Annotated in this window: 17 protein-coding genes and 1 tRNA gene; 11 read left to right on the top strand and 7 right to left on the bottom strand. The window is 72.5% G+C overall.

The window, feature by feature from the left end; translation table 11 throughout:
* Window positions 1-51 precede the first annotated feature (51 nt).
* Complete coding sequence (locus tag ASG04_RS12325) at window positions 52-651, bottom strand: hypothetical protein (protein ID WP_056124730.1); 600 nt, start codon at window positions 649-651, stop codon at window positions 52-54.
* 163 nt (window positions 652-814) lie between these two features.
* On the opposite strand from ASG04_RS12325, the gene ASG04_RS12320 reads away from it, so the two are divergent.
* The 3 genes from ASG04_RS12320 to ASG04_RS12310 all read left to right on the top strand — a co-directional run bounded on the left by ASG04_RS12320 (window position 815) and on the right by ASG04_RS12310 (window position 5,124).
* Window positions 815-1,492, top strand: coding sequence for a response regulator (locus ASG04_RS12320; RefSeq protein ID WP_181436951.1), 678 nt, complete (start codon window positions 815-817; stop codon window positions 1,490-1,492).
* Window positions 1,489-3,054, top strand: a complete 1,566-nt coding sequence (locus tag ASG04_RS12315) for a sensor histidine kinase (protein ID WP_056124724.1) — start codon at window positions 1,489-1,491, stop codon at window positions 3,052-3,054. The genes ASG04_RS12320 and ASG04_RS12315 overlap by 4 nt, the downstream gene beginning before the upstream one ends.
* Window positions 3,055-3,264: 210 nt before the next feature.
* Entirely contained in the window at window positions 3,265-5,124 is a 1,860-nt protein-coding gene (locus tag ASG04_RS12310) for a family 43 glycosylhydrolase (protein WP_056124721.1), read from the top strand.
* A gap of 13 nt (window positions 5,125-5,137) precedes the next feature.
* On the opposite strand, the gene ASG04_RS12305 is transcribed toward ASG04_RS12310, so the two are convergent.
* Window positions 5,138-5,839, bottom strand: a complete 702-nt coding sequence (locus tag ASG04_RS12305; protein ID WP_162241718.1) for a DUF4232 domain-containing protein — start codon at window positions 5,837-5,839, stop codon at window positions 5,138-5,140.
* A 124-nt stretch (window positions 5,840-5,963) separates the two neighbouring features.
* Here ASG04_RS12305 and ASG04_RS12300 point away from each other — a divergent pair, with 124 nt between their 5' ends.
* Entirely contained in the window at window positions 5,964-6,623 is a 660-nt protein-coding gene (locus ASG04_RS12300; protein ID WP_056124714.1) for a response regulator transcription factor, read from the top strand.
* A complete protein-coding gene (locus ASG04_RS12295) occupies window positions 6,620-7,873 on the top strand; it encodes a sensor histidine kinase (protein WP_056124711.1) in 1,254 nt (417 codons plus the stop codon). The genes ASG04_RS12300 and ASG04_RS12295 overlap by 4 nt, the downstream gene beginning before the upstream one ends.
* Before the next feature lie 52 nt (window positions 7,874-7,925).
* On the opposite strand, the gene ASG04_RS18040 is transcribed toward ASG04_RS12295, so the two are convergent.
* Window positions 7,926-8,834, bottom strand: a complete 909-nt coding sequence (locus ASG04_RS18040; RefSeq protein ID WP_321164488.1) for a GNAT family N-acetyltransferase — start codon at window positions 8,832-8,834, stop codon at window positions 7,926-7,928.
* 106 nt (window positions 8,835-8,940) lie between these two features.
* On the opposite strand from ASG04_RS18040, the gene ASG04_RS12280 reads away from it, so the two are divergent.
* Window positions 8,941-9,624 carry a hypothetical protein gene (locus tag ASG04_RS12280; RefSeq protein WP_056124708.1) on the top strand — a complete coding sequence of 228 codons (684 nt, stop codon included), beginning with the start codon at window positions 8,941-8,943 and terminating at the stop codon, window positions 9,622-9,624.
* Window positions 9,625-9,636: 12 nt separating this feature from the next.
* Here the strand turns inward: ASG04_RS12280 and ASG04_RS12275 are convergent, their stop codons facing one another.
* Window positions 9,637-9,855 carry a hypothetical protein gene (locus ASG04_RS12275; protein ID WP_056124705.1) on the bottom strand — a complete coding sequence of 73 codons (219 nt, stop codon included), beginning with the start codon at window positions 9,853-9,855 and terminating at the stop codon, window positions 9,637-9,639.
* Window positions 9,856-9,956: 101 nt separating this feature from the next.
* Between ASG04_RS12275 and ASG04_RS12270 the strand changes: the two genes are divergently transcribed.
* A tRNA-Gly gene (locus ASG04_RS12270) sits at window positions 9,957-10,028 on the top strand.
* A 107-nt stretch (window positions 10,029-10,135) separates the two neighbouring features.
* Here ASG04_RS12270 and ASG04_RS18095 read toward each other — a convergent pair.
* From ASG04_RS18095 to ASG04_RS12255, 3 genes are read right to left on the bottom strand one after another with little or no spacing between them, the layout of a single operon-like run.
* Complete coding sequence (locus ASG04_RS18095) at window positions 10,136-10,384, bottom strand: DUF6510 family protein (protein WP_056124702.1); 249 nt, start codon at window positions 10,382-10,384, stop codon at window positions 10,136-10,138.
* Window positions 10,384-11,211: a ferredoxin reductase gene (locus ASG04_RS12260; protein ID WP_235515532.1), complete on the bottom strand. Its 828-nt coding sequence runs from the start codon at window positions 11,209-11,211 to the stop codon at window positions 10,384-10,386. Before ASG04_RS12260 ends, ASG04_RS18095 begins: the two co-directional genes overlap by 1 nt.
* A complete protein-coding gene (locus tag ASG04_RS12255) occupies window positions 11,208-11,801 on the bottom strand; it encodes a molybdopterin-dependent oxidoreductase (RefSeq protein WP_056124698.1) in 594 nt (197 codons plus the stop codon). The genes ASG04_RS12260 and ASG04_RS12255 overlap by 4 nt, the downstream gene beginning before the upstream one ends.
* 170 nt (window positions 11,802-11,971) lie before the next feature.
* Here ASG04_RS12255 and ASG04_RS12250 point away from each other — a divergent pair, with 170 nt between their 5' ends.
* Genes ASG04_RS12250 through ASG04_RS12235 form a run of 4 tightly spaced genes read left to right on the top strand, consistent with a single transcriptional unit; the run spans window position 11,972 to window position 17,269 of the window.
* A complete protein-coding gene (locus tag ASG04_RS12250) occupies window positions 11,972-13,576 on the top strand; it encodes an ABC transporter substrate-binding protein (RefSeq protein WP_056124694.1) in 1,605 nt (534 codons plus the stop codon).
* Entirely contained in the window at window positions 13,573-14,625 is a 1,053-nt protein-coding gene (locus ASG04_RS12245) for an ABC transporter permease (RefSeq protein ID WP_056124686.1), read from the top strand. The genes ASG04_RS12250 and ASG04_RS12245 overlap by 4 nt, the downstream gene beginning before the upstream one ends.
* On the top strand, window positions 14,622-15,491 hold the full coding sequence (locus ASG04_RS12240; protein WP_056124683.1) for an ABC transporter permease: 870 nt from the start codon (window positions 14,622-14,624) through the stop codon (window positions 15,489-15,491). The genes ASG04_RS12245 and ASG04_RS12240 overlap by 4 nt, the downstream gene beginning before the upstream one ends.
* Window positions 15,488-17,269 (top strand): dipeptide ABC transporter ATP-binding protein, encoded by a 1,782-nt coding sequence (locus ASG04_RS12235; protein ID WP_056124680.1) that lies wholly within the window; start codon window positions 15,488-15,490, stop codon window positions 17,267-17,269. Before ASG04_RS12240 ends, ASG04_RS12235 begins: the two co-directional genes overlap by 4 nt.
* Window positions 17,270-17,365: the final 96 nt, after the last annotated feature.

The raw sequence follows: 17,365 nt of genomic DNA, 5'->3' as shown, positions 1-17,365 counted from the left end.
GTCCGACGGGGAACGACGCCGGTGGGGTGTGACACGTACCCGCAGTGCGGGTCAGGACCCGGACGTCGGGCCCTCGGTCGGGGCGGACGGCGCGCCGGACGGGGTCGGTGCGTCGGACGGCTTGGGTGCATCGGTCGGCGGGGTCGGCGCGTCCTTGCCGTCCTTGCTGCCCTTTACGGCACCGTCCTGGGCGGTCGGCGGCTTCGGGGCGTCCTTCGGCGGCGTGGGAGCGTCGCCGCCCGGGGCCGGGGCCGCAGCGGCACCGGCGGCCGGGCCGCAGATCGCGCCGGCACCACCGGGGCCACCGGCAGCCGGACCGGCGGCGGGTCCGCCCGCCGCAGGACCCCCGGAGGGCGCATCCGAGGGAGCGCCGGACGGCGCACCGGACGGCGCACCGCTGGGGGCCGAGACGGGCGTGCTGCCCCCGTCGTTGCCCGCGGCGACCGCGGCCGTCACACCGACGCCGCCGATCAGGACCGCGACGATCGCGGCACCGATCCCGAGCCGTCGACCCAGACCGGAGCGGCGCGCGCTCGACTCGGCGGGTGCGGCGGAGGCCATGGGGAGCTGGTGGTGCGGGAACTGCTCGGTGGGCTGTCCGTCCGCGTCGTGGCGGGGGAACTCGCGGGTCGGCTCGTCGTTGTTCGTCATGGTGTCTCCAGTTCGTCTCCGGCTGCTGCCGGGCCGGCGGTCCTGCCGGTGACGACCACGCTCGGAGTCAGATCTGAAGCATCACTGAAGCATCTCGCGTGCACAGGTTGCGCCCAGCTGCTTCCATGCTCGGTGATTGCGAGTGCGACGTACCGTGTCCGCCGTGCCCACTCCAGCCCGCGTCCTGCTCGTCGACGACGACGACACCATCCGCGTCTCCGTCGCCCGCTCACTCCGTGACGAGGGCCTCGTCGTGCTCGACGCACCCGACGGGTCCGACCTGCAGCGCGACCTGACGCAGTTCGTGCCCGACCTGGTGGTCCTCGACTGGATGCTCCCCGGCGCGAGCGGCATCCAGCTCGCCGCGCGCGTCCGCACGTCCTCCGACGCGGCGATCGTGATGCTCACCGCCCGCGACGAGGTCGACGACCGCCTGCGCGGCTTCGCCGAGGGCGCCGACGACTACGTGGTCAAGCCGTTCGCGATGGCGGAGCTCGTCGCCCGTGTCACCGCGGTGCTGCGTCGCCGGGGACGGATCCCCGCGGTGGTCGAGGTCGGCGACCTGGTGCTCGACCCGGACGCGGCAGTCGCGCGCCGGGCCGGAGTCACCCTCGACCTGACCGCGACGGAGTACCGACTGCTCGCGTTCCTCGCCGAGAGCCGCGGGCGCACGATGTCGAAGGGCCAGATCCTGACGCAGGTGTGGGGTTACGACAGCGTCGACCCGAACCTGGTCGAGGTCCACCTCAGCGCCCTCCGCCGCAAGATGGAGGCACACGGCCCCCGCCTCGTGCACACCGTGCGCGGCATCGGGTACCGCCTCAGTGCGGTGGCCGCGTGACGGCCGCCGCCCAGCCGCCCGCGTCCCTGCGCACCGGCTCGCTGCGGACCCGCACGGTGGTGGCGGTCCTGGTCCTGCTCGCCGTGCTGCTCGGTGCGCTCTCGGTCGCGGTGCAGGCGACGCTCGGCGACCGGCTCCGCACGCAGATCGAGGACCGTCTGCGAGACCGGGCCTCCGCCGCAGCCGCACTCGTCGGCACGGTGGACGCCGACGACCTGGCCGACCGGCTCTCGATGCAGGGCCTGTCCGTCACGATCACGACGAGCGACGGCGGATCGGTCGAGGCCGGTCCCACCCCGGACCAACTGCGCCAGGGCCCACCCGACCCGGCCGGTCTCCCCGGTCCCGCCGGGTCCGGTCCCGCCGGGTCCGGTCCGGGAGGCTCGTCCACCGACGACACATCGGCGTCGGGCAGCGGGACGGCCGGTTCCACGGCGACGGGCCGCTCCGGCGCGCAGGTCACGATCACGTCCTCGCGGGTCACCGCACAGGACCGCCTGGTCACCCTGGTCTCCCGCCTGAGCGACGGGTCGACCATCCGGCTCACGGCGGGCACCGGGTCGGTCGACGAGGTCCTCGGCGAGCTCCGCTGGGTGATGCTCGGCGCGTCGGCGGGCTTCATGCTGCTCGCTGCCGGTGGCCTCGTGCTCGTCGTGCGTCGCACGATGCGGCCCCTCGACGAGATGACACGCGCGGCGCGCTCGATCGCCCACGGCGACCGTGGACGACGACTGCGCCCCGGACGAGCGGACACCGAGATCGGTCGCGTCGCCGTGGCCTTCGACGAGATGCTCGACGCCGTCGAGGGCGCGGAGCGACAGGCGCTCGAGGCCGAGGCACGGATGCGGGAGTTCCTGTCCGACGCCGCGCACGAGTTGCGCACCCCGGTAGCGGGTATCCGCGCCGCTGCCGACACCCTGGTCCGCGCACCACTCGACCCGCTCGAGCGTGAGGACCTCGCCGTACACGTCGTGCGACAGGCGGGCCGCGCATCACGCCTGGTCGACGACATGCTCCTGATGGCGCGCGTCGACCGCGGACTCGAGCTCGCCCTGGCGCCCACCGACCTCGGTGCCGTGGTCCGGATCGAGGCCGACCGCGCGCGCCTCCGAGCCCCGGGCCTGCGGGTGCGCGTCCGGACACCGGACGCACCCGTCACGGTGACCGGGGACGGCGACCGCCTGGGACAGGTCGTCGGCAACCTGCTCGAGAACGCCGCACGGGCGACCGGCGGCGTCGGCTCCGTCGAGGTGTCCGTCGGACGGTCGGAGGACGAGGTCGTCGTGCGGGTCACGGACGACGGCCCGGGCGTGCCCGAGGCCGAACGCACCAGGATCTTCGACCGGCTCGTCCGACTCGATGCCGGGCGGGACGACCGCAGCGGCGGTGCCGGGCTCGGCCTGCCGATCGCCCGCGGCATCGCCCGTGCCCACGGCGGTGAGCTCGTCTGCCCGCCCGGGGGAGCGACGGCGTTCGTCCTGACCGTCCCGGCGGTCCGTGCAGCTGGTGCCCCGGCCGTTGCGCGTGCCCCGCTGGCCGAGGCGGTTCGTTCGCGCGCGTGACGGATCCGGTTCGTCGGAGCCGGGGATCGTCGACCCGATCCGTCACCGCTGGATCCGGACCCCTGCTCCGCCGGAGCTCGGTGACCGCGCCGCAGCCGTCACGACCGGGTCGATCCAGCCTGGCCGACCGGGCCACGTCGGCGTACGCTCGCGCAGCAGCAGGACCAGCAGGACCAGCACCTCCTCAACGACGAGCGAGAGCGAGACCCCGTGCGCCGAGCACTGACCGCCCTGATCGCGGTGGCGACCCTGATCGTGGGACTGACACCGGCCCTCCCGGCTGTTGCCGTGACCCCGGGTGCCGCGCCCGCATCGCGGAGCGGCCACGCCGCTCCGATGCACCAGAACCCGATGGCGCTCGCGCTGCCCGACGGGCAGACCGCCGCGAGCTGCGCCGACCCGAGCGCTGTGCACGGCGTCGGACGCGACCGCAACTGGTACCTGTACTGCACGTCGGACGCGCTGACCGCGACCGAGCTGGACCCGGACGGGTCGCTCGTGCAGCACGTCGTCCCGACCTACCGGTCGACGGACCTGACGCACTGGACGTACGTCGGCGACGCGTTCACCACGAAACCCGCCTGGGTCGGCGACGCGAACGGCATCTGGGCGCCCGACGTGGTCTTCCGGAACGGGCGCTGGTACCTGTACTACGCCGCTTCGGACACGCCCGGCGCCACCGCTCCGACCGGCGGGGGCTCCGCGGTCGGGGTGGCGACGAGTTCCAGCCCGACCGGCCCGTGGACGGACTCGGGCGGTCCGGTGGTCGCTCCGCAGGCCGCGCCGACCGGCACCGGGCAGCGGTGGGAGTTCGACCCCGAGGTCATCACCGACCGGGGCACGACCTACGTCTACTTCGGCAGCTACTTCGGCGGGGTGCACGTCCGCACCCTGAGCCGCGACGGGCTGCGATCGGACCCGTCGAGCGAGCGGTTGATCGCGATCGACAACCGGTACGAGGGCGCGTACCTGATGCGCCACGGCGGCTGGTGGTGGTTCATGGGATCGGCCACGAACTGCTGCAACGGTGCCCTGACCGGGTACGGCGTGTTCGTGGCGCGGTCGCGCAGCCCCCTCGGACCGTTTCTCGACCGGGACGGCGTGTCGATCACGAGCACCCGCGTGGGCGGAACGCCCCTGCTCGCGCAGAACGGCAACCGGTGGGTGGGCACCGGGCACGACACGGTGGTGACGGACTTCGCCGGGCAGGCCTGGATCATCTACCACGCGGTCGACCGCGGTGACCCGTACTACGCCGGGCAGCCGACCTACACGAAGCGGCCGGTGCTGATCGACCCGCTCGACTGGCAGGGCGGGTGGCCGTCGGTCCGTGGAGGTGCGGGACCGTCGGACACCGTCCAGCCCGGGCCGGTCGCACAGCCGGGGGAGCGGCCGACGTACCGTGCGTCCGTCGCCCCCGTCGACGTGCCCGGTCGCCTGATCCGCGAAGCGTCGACGGAGTTCGACGGCTCCGCGCTGCCGCCGACGCTCACGTGGACCCGCGAACCGGACGCGTCGACGTGGACGGTCTCCAACGGTGCGTTCCGGTGGCAGACGCAGGCGGCGGACCTGCACCCACCGGCGACACCGCTGGCCTCGGTGCTCTCCGAACCGGCTCCCCGTGGCGACTGGGTGGCGGAGACCACCGTGTCGGTCGACACCCCGGCGAGCGGTGACGGAGTGTACAACTACGTGCAGGGTGGGCTGATCGTGTACGGGTCCGACAGCGACTACGTCCGGCTCGTGTCGAACTCGATCTACGACACCCGGCAGACGGAGTTCGGCAAGCAGGCCTCCGGGCAGCCCGCCGGGGCTCCGACCTACGGCAACATGGTCGTCGGCCCCGTGGGCGACGCCACGACGCTGCGGATCGTGCACCGGGTCGTCGACGGCGAGGACCACTACACGGCGTCCACCAGCGTGGACGGTCGGCACTTCGTGCAGGGCGGGACCTGGACGGCGGCACTCGGCGACACGCCGCGCATCGGGCTGATCTCGCTCGGCGGGACCGGGTTCACGAGCACCTTCGACGACCTGCGCGTGAGCACGGTGGTGTCCTCGCGCCGCTGAGGCTCGCGCCGGTTCAGGCGGCGCCGGCCTGGATGCCCGTCACCGACATCGTCGGGGGCAGGTCGGACGAGCAGGCCTGGTAGCCGGGGGCCTCGACGAAGAGCGAGCGCGTGGACCCTGGCGGGATGACACGGAGGCCGTCCGCCGACCGCGGAGCACACGACGCGTTCGAGCCGTCACCCGGGCGTGTGACGTGCAGGACGAAGTGGGCGGCCGCACCGGGGGACAGGGTCACGGTGGGGTGCGGGGTCTGGCGGTCGAGGTACGCGCCCGGCCCGATCTGGGCGCCGTTGCCGCCGCCGACGAACGAGACACCCGGCCAGCCCTGGATCGTGCACGCGGCGGAGCCGGTGTTCGTGATCGTGACCGGGACGTCGATGTCGACGTCCGTGTGCAGGTCCTTCGTGGTCGACGCGGAGAGCGTGTCGACGCCGCAGCGGCCGGGAGCGGACGACCCACCGGCCGACGTCGTGCTCGACGCGGAGGTGCCGCTCGTCGGGGTCGTGGCGGTCGGTGTCGGGCTCATCTGGGAGTCCGACGCCGTGGTGGCCGAGCCGGACGGCCCCGTCGTGATCGCCGGGTCCCCGGTGGTGGCGGTTGCGGCGCAGCCGGCGAGGCCCACGATGACGACGCCGAGGCCGGCGAGCAGGAGGGTCGATCGTGTCGTGCGGGCGGTGCGTGTGTGGTGCGTGTGCGACCTGGGTGTGTGGTTCATGGGTTCGACCATGATCGCCCCTCGATGAGACGACCGTGAGACGGGGCGTCTCACGTGGGTCTCACGGAACACCTGGCAGGCTCTGCGTGTCCGGGACCGACCCCGGGCAGGACGGAGCACCCGGATGCGTCTGCTGCTGCTCGAGGACGACCTCGACCTGGCCGCGCAGGTGTCCGCGGGACTCCACCGTGCCGGGTTCGCGGCCGACCACGTCGCGACCATCGCCGAGGCCGACCTCGCGGTCACGGTCACCGACTACGACTGCCTGGTCCTCGACCGGATGGTGGCCGACGGGGACGCGCTCACCCTCGTGCGCCAGCTGCGGGAGCGCGGTGACGAGGTCGCCGTCGTGGTGCTCACCGCCCGCGACACCGTCGAGGACCGCGTGGACGGGTTCCACGTCGGTGCCGACGACTACCTGGTCAAGCCGTTCGCGTTCGCCGAGCTCGAGGTCCGGGTCCGCGCGGTCACGCGACGGCGTGGCCGGACCCGTGCCCCGATCCTCCGCGCCGGGGACGTCGCACTGGACGTGCCGCGGCACGAGGTCACCCGCGGTGGTGTCCTGCTCTCGCTGACCGCCAAGGAGTTCGCGGTGCTCGAGATGCTGCTCGCCGCCGACGGCGAGGTCCGCACCCGGACGGACCTGTTCGAAGGGTGCTGGGACGAGCGCACGGACCCGACGTCGAACGTCGTCGACGCGGTCGTGGCGCAGCTCCGCCGACGCCTCGGTCCACCTGATCCGATCGAGACCCTCCGCGGTGTCGGGTACCGGATCCGGTCGTGACCCGTCCGTCCCGCAGCGCCGCCGGACGGCGGCTGGCGTGGGTGCGGTGGTGCATGACCGCGTTCTTCGCCCTGACCACCGCCGCGTGCCTGGTCGGGCTGGCCACGTTCGCCGCCCGTCAGGACCAGGTCGACCGGGAGCGCGTCGACCGTGAACTGCTCGTGCACGCCGACCGGATCGCGCTCGGGATCGACATCGACGCCGACGGGTTGGTCTTCTCGTCGGCGCCGCCCGGAGCGAACCTGGACACCGCGGTCGGCCTCAACGCGATCGGCACCGCGCCGACGGGGATCGTGATCGACGGCGCCCTGCAGTACGCCGAGCCCGCGGCGCGGGAGCTCCCCTCCGCCCGCACGGTTGAACGCCTGGACGCTGCGGTCCGGCACGGTGCGGGCAGCGCGTCGACGACGACGTCCGACCGGTCCGGGACCCTGACGCGGTGGGTGGCGGTCCCCGTGCCGCAGGCCCGTGACGCCACCGTCCTCGTCGGGACCGCGCCGAGCTCGAGCGTCGACCACCAGACCGTCGTGCTCGGGCTCGTCGCGGCGGTCCTCGGCCTGGTGAGCGTGGCCACCCTCGCCGGACACCTGCTCTCCGGCATCGCGATGCGACCCGCCGTCCGCCAGACCGAGCAGCAGGAGCAGTTCCTCCGCGAGGCGGCGCACGAGCTGCGGACGCCGATCGCCACCATGGCGCTGATCGCGGAGTCGGGGCTCCGCGACCCGGACACGGCGACCGGAGCGCTCCGCGCGCTGGACCGCCGACTCGCGGGCATGAGCATGCTCGTCACGAGCCTGCTCGCACGGGCGCGGGCCGACCAGTCCGGCGCGGCTGTCAGCATGCGCCGGCTCCGGCTCGACCAGCTCGTCGAGGTCACGGTCGCGGACCTCGAGGCCGGTGACGACGTGCAGGTCGACGCCCGCGAGACCGTGGTCCGCGGCAACCCGGAGCTCATCGCCCAGGCCGTGCGCAACCTGGTCGAGAACGCGCTCGGCCACGCGCCCGGCAGTCGTGTCGAGGTCACCGTCGGCGAGCGGGCGTTCGTCGTCGCGGACGACGGCGGGGCCCCGGGCCGTCGTGCCGTCGACGGGCGCGCACCCCGCCCCGCCGGCACGGGGACCGGGCTGTCCATCGTGGAGTGGGTCGCCGAGGTGCACGGCGGCACGGTCGAGCTCGGTCCGTCCTCGTCAGGCGGCACCCGCGCGACGATGCGGTTCCCGGAGCCCGCCACAGGCACCGACGACGCCTGATCCGAGCACGCGGTGGATCTGCGCCGTGCAGGTCCTTGTCGTCAGAGCCGGGTCACCGGACCAGCCGCACGGTCGTGGCGATCGGGCCGAAGCTCGACGTGGTCCCATCAGCGACGAAGCCGTTCCGACGGTAGAACGCATGGGCGCGCGGGTTGTCGGCGGCGACCCAGAGTGACGCCGGCCGGTCGCCGAGTGCCGCGTCGAGGAGCGTCTGGCCGGCCCCGGTGCCGTGGGCACGAGCGAGGACGTAGAGCATGGTCAGTTCCTCGGGCCGGACCGCATCGGGCTCGGTCACGGTCTGAACCGCTGCGAAGCCGACGACGCCGGTCTGGTCCGTGACGACCACGGTGGGGAAGGCCCCTCGGGCGAGCTCCGTCCGCCACATCGCGATCCGCCGGTCGACGTCGAACCAGGGGTGCGTGTCCGGGTCGTCGACGAAGCGGCCGTACGTCTCCCGCCACGACGTGGCGTGGACGCGCGCGATGCCCTCGGCGTCCTCGACACCGGCGTGCCGGACGACCCACGCGGGCGTCGGCGCTGGCGAGGCGAGTCGCACGAAGGACCGGAGCTGCGCCGGGCGGACGTCCTGCGTCTCGACGAGACCGTGGGCCTCGTAGAAGGCACGCTGCAGTGGCTCCGCGTCCGTCAGGAGCACGACCTGCCGGATGTCGGCCGCCCGTCGCAGCACCTCGTCCAGCAGGGCACCGCCCACACCCTGTCCCTGTGCAGCGGGAGCCACGAGGACGTCCTGGACGTAGACGATCGTCGTCCCGTCCGACACCGTCCGCGCGAGCCCGACCAGACGGCCAGCACCGTCGCGTGCCGTCAGCACGAGGGAGGAACCCTGGATGGCCCGTTCGAGCTGTCCAGGCACGTCCGTGTACGCGGACCAACCGACCGCGTCGTACAACGCCCGCAGTTCGCCGGACATCGGTCGTTCCGCTCGGACACGCAGCTCCATGTCCCGAGTCTCCCAGCACCGCCGACGCCGGGAGCGACCGGTCCTCGGGATTGAGAGGACACGCAGGTCCGGCCGCCCGGTCGAGCGTGCACCTAGGGTTGGCCGGATGGGGAACGAGAACGGATCCGGTCGGCGACGTGGCGGACTGATCGGCATGACGGTGGTGGGCGCGTACCTGGTGCTGCGCTTCGGGTACCTGGCGTACCGCGAGCACGAGGACGGCATGTCGACGCCCGCGGTGATCGGCACGCTCGTGCTGTACGCGGTCGGGCTCTTCGTCATCGTCGAGATCGTCCGGGGCGTGCAGAACGCCACGACCCGCAGACGCGAGGCCGCGCTGGCACAGCAGCACCCCGGCGCCCACCTGGTGCCGGTGCTCCTGCAGAAGGACGTCGCGACGGACGTCCGCCGCGTGGCCGCGATGCTCAACGTCACGCTGACGGAGACCGTCCCACGCCGCGGACACGCGACGGTGGTCGCCGACCAGAACGGGATCGGCATCTACGTCGGCGGCAGCACCCCGCGCCTCCTGCTCGGCATCCCACGCGCGGCGATCCGCTCGGTGGGCAACGGCGAGACCAGCGCCGCGGGTCGGTACCGCTTCGGCAAGGTCGACGCGCTCCGGATCACGGTCGACAACGGGCAGTGGACCACGATCGACCTGCCGGCGTACCGCACGGTCGTCGGGTTCTCGAAGCACCTGCGTGACGAGGAGCTCACGACGCAGGTCCGGTCCGTGGCGGTCGCAGCCGGTGTCCGGCAGGACGACCTGCAGACCCGGCCGTACTGACCGCCGAGCCGCTCAGGAGGCCGGTCGGAACACGCTGATCGCGGGGGCGTCCCCGGCGTCGTGGGTCTCGTCCGTGGCCCGCCAGGTCCTGCCGTCGTGCTCGATCGTGTCCGGCAGGTCGCCGCGCACCAGGATGCGGACGGCCGGCTCGTCCCCGTCGACCAGGTCCACGCCGTGCACGTCGGGCTCGGCGGGACCGTCGTCGGGGACTTCCTTCACGAACTCACTCATGCTCCCGAGTGAACACGGACACGCCCGGAACCGCCCGCGGGTCGTCCGGATCGGGTGGACACGGCTACACTCGGTGCAGCGCGGTCGTCAGGTCGTGCGATGCGGATGTGGCGCAGTGGTAGCGCATCACCTTGCCAAGGTGAGGGTCGCGAGTTCGAATCTCGTCATCCGCTCGGGAACAACCGGCTCCACCCGGCCCTCACACAGCCTCGACCTCGGTCGAGGCTGTTGTGGTTCCGGCTCAGGGCTGTTGTGGTTCCGGGCCCGGAACGGTCCTGGTTCAGAACGCAGCCGCTCGGACGCCCGGCATCCCGACCCACCGATGCGGCCCGTTCGTCACCACGGTGACCAACACGGCGTCGCAGCCGTGGCACCGGGCGACCGCCCCCATCGCCGTCCGGTACACCCGTGTCTCACCCAGGGCACCGAGCTCACCGCACCCCGTGCACCGCAACCGCGCGACCGTGGCGTCCGGCCCCAGAACCTCGCTGAGGACACCCGCCAGTGCGTTGCCGTCGAGGACCGTCATCAGCTGCCTCCGAACCGTTCCGCACGGACGTCGCGGATGTCGTGCCCGAGCTCGCCGAGCCAGGTGAGGACCTGCTCGACGAAGGGCGTCGAACCGCACACGTAGACCAATGCCCCGTCCTCCGGCGGCAGCACCGCGGCGGCGAGGGCCTCGCGGGTGAGCCTGCCGCTCGGGGTGGACGAACCGGCGGGGGAGCGGCGGCTGTACACGACGGTCAGTGCGAACGGCGCCGCGGCGGCCTCGGCGGCAGCGAGCTCGTCGCGGAAGAAGACGTCCTCCGGGGTCCGCACGGCGTAGAGCATCCGGAACGGCTGCGGGTCGTCGAGCTCCTGGTGCGTCGACACCATCGCGAGCAGGGGGACGATGCCCGAGCCACCGGCGATGAGCTGCACGGGCCGCGACGACCGCGTGGGGCGCCAGACGAACCAGCCGCCGAGCGGTCCGTGCACCTCGAGGGCGTCGCCGACCTCGACCGCGTCGACCAGGAACGGGGAGACCTCGCCGTCGTCGACCCGGTCGACGGCCAGGGTGACCCGGGTGCCGTCGCCCGCGGAGGCGATCGAGTACGCGCGGGTGGCCTGGTAGCCGTCCTCTGCGGTCAGACGCAGGTCCAGGTGCTGCCCCGGGTCGTTGCCCGGCCAGGTCGGCACGTCGAGGACGATGCGCCGGGCGTTCGGGGTCTCCTGGGCGACCGACGCGACGGTCGCTTCGTGCCAGGTCGGCCGCCTGCGGGGCGCGGGCGGCGGGACGGAGCCGGCCCGGGCCTCCAGACCGACGAGATCGGTGGCGGACGTGTCGGACGTGATCGACGGAGCAGGACCGCTCACCAGTACCGCTCCTCCTTCCAGGGGTCGCCGTGCAGGTTGTAGCCCGCGTTCTCCCAGAAGCCCGGTTCGTCGTCGGCCTGCATGACGATCCCGCGCACCCACTTCGCGCTCTTCCAGAAGTACAGGTGCGGCACGAGCAGCCGCGCGGGTCCGCCGTGCTCGGGCTCGAGCGGCGCGCCGTCCGCCTCGAAGGCGATCCAGGCCTTGCCGTCCAGCAGCTCGTCGAGCGGGACGTTGGTGGTGTACCCGCCGAAGCTGTGCACCATGCAGTAGTCGAGGGACGTCTCGACCTGGTCGAACAGCGCGTCGAGCGGCACCCCGCGCCAGGGCATGTCGAGCTTGGTCCAGTGCGTGACGCAGTGGATGTCGACCGTGACGTCCTGAACCCCGAGTGCCTGCACCTCGTCCCACGTCCACTCGGTCAGCCCGGACTCGGTGCGGATCGAGAAGCTCCAGTCCGCGGGGGCGATCTCGGGCGTCGCGCCGGCGGACAGGACCGGCCAGTCGCGGACGAGGGTCTGACCCGGTGGGATGCGGGAGTCGTCCTGGTCGCGACGGCGTCCGCCGAAACCCCGTGTGAAGCTCGCCATCGTTGCTCTCCCAGTCGGTCAGCGTTCCCTGTGTCGATCATGGCCCCTCGACGCCGATCCGGCGTGTAACAGGTTCGTGAACTGTGCCGCCGGGGGCGTCGAAGGATTCGCCAGGGGCGGTGAAGCCCTCTATCGTTCACCGGAACGATTACCAGGAGGGGCCACCCCGAATGCAGCACGTCGTCCACACACCCGAATACCCGCGGCGCGGGCCGAGCCGTCGCTCGCTCCTCACCGGTGCAGCCGGACTCGCCGGCCTCGGCCTGCTCACCCTGACCGGGTGCAGTTCCGGCGCCAGTGCGGGCACCCCCGAACTGCCCGAACAGGCCGCCACCGGGCTCGCCCGCCGCGGCGGCCGGCTCCGCATCGCCCGGCCCGCCGCGTCCGCCGCCGAGACCCTCGACTCGGCGAGCTCGCTGTCCGCCTACGAGTACCTCGGTGCGCTGTACAACCGGCTCGTCAAGCTCGACGAATCCGGCAGGACGGTGCCGGACCTGGCGAAGGAGTGGTCCGCGAACGCCGACGGCACCGTGTGGACGTTCCACCTGCGCCAAGACGTGCGCTTCCACGACGGCTCGCGCTTCGGAGCGGACGACGCGATCGCCAGCATCCGGCACATCCTCGACGAGGCGACCGGCTCCCCCCAGGCCGGAGTGCTCGGCGAGGTGATGACGGCGAAGTCCATGCGCGCAGTCGACCGGTCCACGCTGCGCTTCGACCTGACGAAGCCGAACGCCGAGTTCCCGTCGCTGCTGACGGCGTACCAGTGCTACATCGTGCCCGCCTCCGCGATCAGCACGATCGGCCGCACCGGGATCGGAACGGGTCCGTTCCGCCTGTCGTCGTTCACCCCCGCTGGCGCCGGCAGCGTCGAGGCGTTCGACGACCACTTCGCCGGTCGTCCCGCGCTCGACGGCATCGACTTCTTCTCGATCCAGGACACCACCGCTCGCGTGAACGCCCTGCTCGCCGGGCAGATCGACCTGATCTCGCAGACGAACCTGGACTTCGCGACCGCCCGGGTCGTCGCCGCGTCCGACCGCGCGACGGTCGCCCGCTCCGTGAACGCGCAGTGGTACACGATCCCTATGCTCGCGACCAGCAAGGAGTTCAGCGACAACCGGGTCCGACAGGCCATGAAGCTGGCGTACGACCCGAAGTCGATCGTGCAGACCGCGTTGCAGGGCACCGGGTCGCCCGGGTGGGACAACCCGGTGCCACCACAGCTCGCCGCGTTCGTCGACGTCCCGCGCGAGCACGACCCCGACAAGGCGAAGAGCCTGCTCAAGCAGGCCGGACGGGAGGGTCTGGCCACCTCGATCTACACGTCCAGTTACGAGTCGGTCTTCACCCCGCTGGCGGTCGCGTACCGCGACCAGGTCGCCGAAGCGGGCATCGACCTGACCATCAAGAACGCCTCGTCCGACTCGTACTACACGCAGATCTGGATGCAGAAGCCGCTGATGGTGAGCTACTGGTTCACCGGCCGGCCGATCGACCAGCTGCTCAACCAGATCTTCCGCACCGGCTCGTCCTACAACGAGAGCGCGTGGTCGGACACGGGCTTCGACACCATGCTCGATCAGGCCCGCGCCGAGATGGACGACGCGAAGCGTCTGACGCTCTACCAGGACGCCCAGCGTGTCGTGGTCGAGAACGGTGCCGACATGACGCCGATGTTCGGGGACCGTCTGGTCGGGCTCTCCCGGGACGTCGTCAACTACGCCGAGTTCGGGTTCGAGTTCGACTACCTCCGGATCGGACTGCGCCGATGAACGTCCTGCTCCCCGTCGTCCGCCGCGTGGGCATCGCCCTGCTGACGGTGGTCCTCGCCTCGCTCTTCGTGTTCCTGGCCGTGCAGGCGCTGCCCGGGGACGTCGCCCAGCAGCTGCTCGGACAGAACGCCACCCCCGACGCCGTCGCCGCGCTGCGGAAGACGCTCGGTCTCGACCAGAACGTGTGGCTCCGGTACGGCCAGTGGCTCGTCGGCGCTGCCCACGGCGACTTCGGCACGTCGCTCGTGAGCGGGAACCCGGTCGCGCCGACGCTGTTCACCGCCTTCCGCAACAGCATGCTCATCGCCGTGCCCGCGATGCTGGTCGGCGTCACGCTGTCACTGACCCTCGGCGTCGTCGCCGGCGTGCGCCGTGGTCGTCCGACGGACCGGGTCATCTCGATCGTGAGCCTGGTCGTCATGAGCGTGCCGGAGTTCATGGTCGCGACGGTCCTGGTCCTGCTCTTCGCGATCGGCGTCCCGCTCTTCCCCGCCGTCGTGCTGCGGGGGAGCGACGCCACGGTCGGCGAGCTCCTGCCCTCCATCTGGCTGCCGATCATCGTGCTGACCCTGGCGATGGCCGCGTACATCGTCCGGACCGCGCGGTCGTCGACGATCGACGTGATGGCGTCGGAGTTCGTCACGACGGCCGAGCTCAAGGGCCTGACGCTCCGCCGCGTCGTGTGGAAGCACGCCGTGCCGAGTGCCCTGCTGCCGACGCTCAACGTCGTCGCGCTCAACGTCGCGTGGCTGCTCGGCGGTGTGGTCGTCGTCGAGAACGTCTTCAACTTCCCGGGCATGGGCAAGCTCATGCTCGAGTCCGTCTTCAACCGGGACCTGCCGACGATCGAGGCGATCGCGCTCCTGAGCGCCGTCGTCTACGTCGTGTGCAACCTCGCCGCTGACCTGGTGGCACTCGCGCTCGACCCCCGCCTGCGCACCCGACAGCGTCGCACCCGGGTCCGACCCGCAGCACGACGCGCCACCGCACGTCGGACCGCCACCACGAGCGCTGCCCCGAGCCGCGCCGACGAAGGGACGGCAGCATGACCGCCATCGCACCCCGCCTGGGCCGCATCGCGACGCCGCTGCGGTCGTCCACGGCGCTCTCCGTCGGCCTCGGCCTGATCGCACTACACCTCGTGCTCGCGATCGCTGCGCCGCTCATCGCCGGGCACGACCCGGTCGCCACCGACCCAGGCACCGTGCTCGCCGGGCCCGAGTGGTCGCACTGGCTCGGGACCGACCAGTACGGCCGCGACATCCTGTCCCGCACCCTGAACGGTGGTCGGTACGCGCTGCTGGTGACGTTCCTGGCCACGACGATCGCCATCGCGGTCGGCACGGTGCTCGGCGCGGTCACCGCCTACGCCGACAACTGGTTCGACGAGGTCGTCATGCGCGTCGTCGACGCCCTGCTGAGCGTGCCGTCGATCCTGGCGCTGCTCGTGGTCGTGACCGTGTTCGACGCCGGGCTCTGGGTCATCGTCCTCGCGGTCACGGTCGTCTACGCACCCGCCGTGACCCGCGTGGTGCGCGGTGCCGCCCGGACCGTGATCACGCAGGACTACGTCACGGCGGCACGGGCACGGGGCGAGAAACCGCTGTCCATCGTGTTCCGCGAGATCCTGCCGAACGTGCTCGACGTCGTCCTGGTCGAGTACGCGATGCGGGCGTCGTGGATCGTGCTGCTCGTGGCGTCGCTGTCCTTCCTTGGCTTCGGCGCCAACCCGCCCACACCCGACTGGGGACTCATGGTGCAGGAGAACCGCACCGCCCTGACCGTCGTGCCGCTCGGCACGCTGGCGCCGATCGTGGCACTCGCGACGCTCGTGGTCGGCCTCAACCTCGCCGCGGACGGGCTGAGCAAGTCACTCGGTGTCGACCGCGCAACGCAGGGAGCCACGAGCGCATGACCGCCACGCACACGCACGCCCCGACCGACGCGGTCACCGACGCTGTCCCCGTCCGTGTCCAGGACCTCGCGATCTCCTACGCCGCCGGACGCACCGAGGTGCCCGTCGTCCGCGGTGTCTCGTTCACGATCGCCGCCGGCCGGACCCTCGGGCTGGTCGGCGAGTCTGGCAGCGGCAAGTCCACGGTCGCGCGGACCCTGCTGGCGCACCTGCGCACCGGGTCCCGCATCGTCGCCGGCAGCGTCACCGTCGCCGGACAGGACGTCTTCGCCCTGTCACCGTCCGCGACGCGACGGCTGCGGGGCGGCACCGCGTCGGTCGTCGCACAGAACGCCGGACAGGCCCTGACACCGTCGATGCGGGTCGGTGAGCAGATCCGCGAAGCGCTCCGCGCCCACGGCGAGCCCGACGACCCGGAGCGCGTCATCGAGCTCGTGCGGATGGTCCGGCTCCCGGACCCGGACACGATCGCCCGGCGCTGGCCCCACCAGCTGTCCGGCGGACAGCAGCAGCGCATCGCGATCGCGATGGCCGTGGCCGCGCGACCGAGCGTCCTGGTGCTCGACGAGCCGACCACCGCGCTCGACGTCGTGACCCAGGCTGCCGTGCTCGACCTGGTCGCCGACCTCGGGCGCGAGCTCGGCATGGCGGTCCTGCTCGTCAGCCACGACCTCGGCGTCGTCTCGGCGATGGCCGACGAGATCGCCGTGATGCGTCGCGGCGAGATCGTCGAGCACCGCTCGACCGCGTCGCTCTTCGCCGCGCCGCAGCACGAGTACACGCGGGCCCTGTTGGCCGCGGTGCCGGACGGCACCCGGTCGGGAGGCCCGGACCGGCTCCGTCACGACGCGAGCGTCCCGGAGACGGTCACCGACGCACCCGCCGCAGCCGGTCCTCCCGTCCGGCACGGCCGCCCCGTGGTCGACGCTCGCGACCTGGTGGTCCGGTACGGACGCGGCCTCCCGGCCGCGGTCGACGGCGTGTCGTTCACGATCGGGTCGCGCGAGACGCTCGCCGTCGTCGGCGAGTCCGGCAGCGGCAAGTCGACCCTCGCGACCGCTCTGGCGGGGCTGGTCCCCACGGAGTCGGGCATGTTCACCTACGACGACGGGACGACCTCGGGCGACCTGCGTGACCCGGTCGCCGCCCGCCGTCCGGAGCTCCGCCGTGCGGTGCAGCTCGTCTTCCAGAACGCGGACACCTCGCTCAACCCCCGCCGCACGGTCGGCGCCGCCGTCGCACGACCGCTCCGGTTGTTCACCGGCTCGAGCTCACGCGCCCGGGTGGACGACCTGCTGACCAAGGTCGGGCTCGGACCGGAGTTCGCCGACCGCCTGCCCGCGCAGCTCTCCGGCGGCCAGCGGCAGCGCGTCGGGATCGCCCGGGCGCTGGCAGCCGGGCCGCGGCTCGTGATCGCGGACGAGATCACCACGGCGCTCGACGTGCAGGTGCAGGCCGGGATCCTGGCGCTGCTCGCCGACCTGCAGCGGGACGAGGGGCTCAGCTGCCTGTTCATCAGCCACGACCTCGCCGTCGTGCGGGGCGTGGCCGACCGGGTCGCGGTGATGACCGGTGGGCGGATCGTCGAGATCGGCCCGACCGAACGGGTGTTCAGCGGACCGAACCACCCCTACACGCGGACGCTGCTGGCGGCGACGCTCGAACCCGGGGTCACCGAGCTGCCGGACGTCGACGACGGCGTGCAGCACTGGCGGCACACCGACGGGTGGGCCGACCACGGGGACGGGCACCGGATCAGGAACTGGGAGGACGCATGAGCACGACGCTGACCGGGATCGGCGCACCGGACGGGCTGCCCGCCGGCGTGACGGTCCGCGACACGTGGATCCCGATGCCCAACGGCGCCCGCCTGC

Source organism: Curtobacterium sp. Leaf183 (genome assembly GCF_001424385.1).
Lineage (GTDB): Bacteria > Actinomycetota > Actinomycetes > Actinomycetales > Microbacteriaceae > Curtobacterium.
Note: the sequence above shows the minus strand (reverse complement) of the source record. Positions and strands in the feature narration are given on the sequence as shown.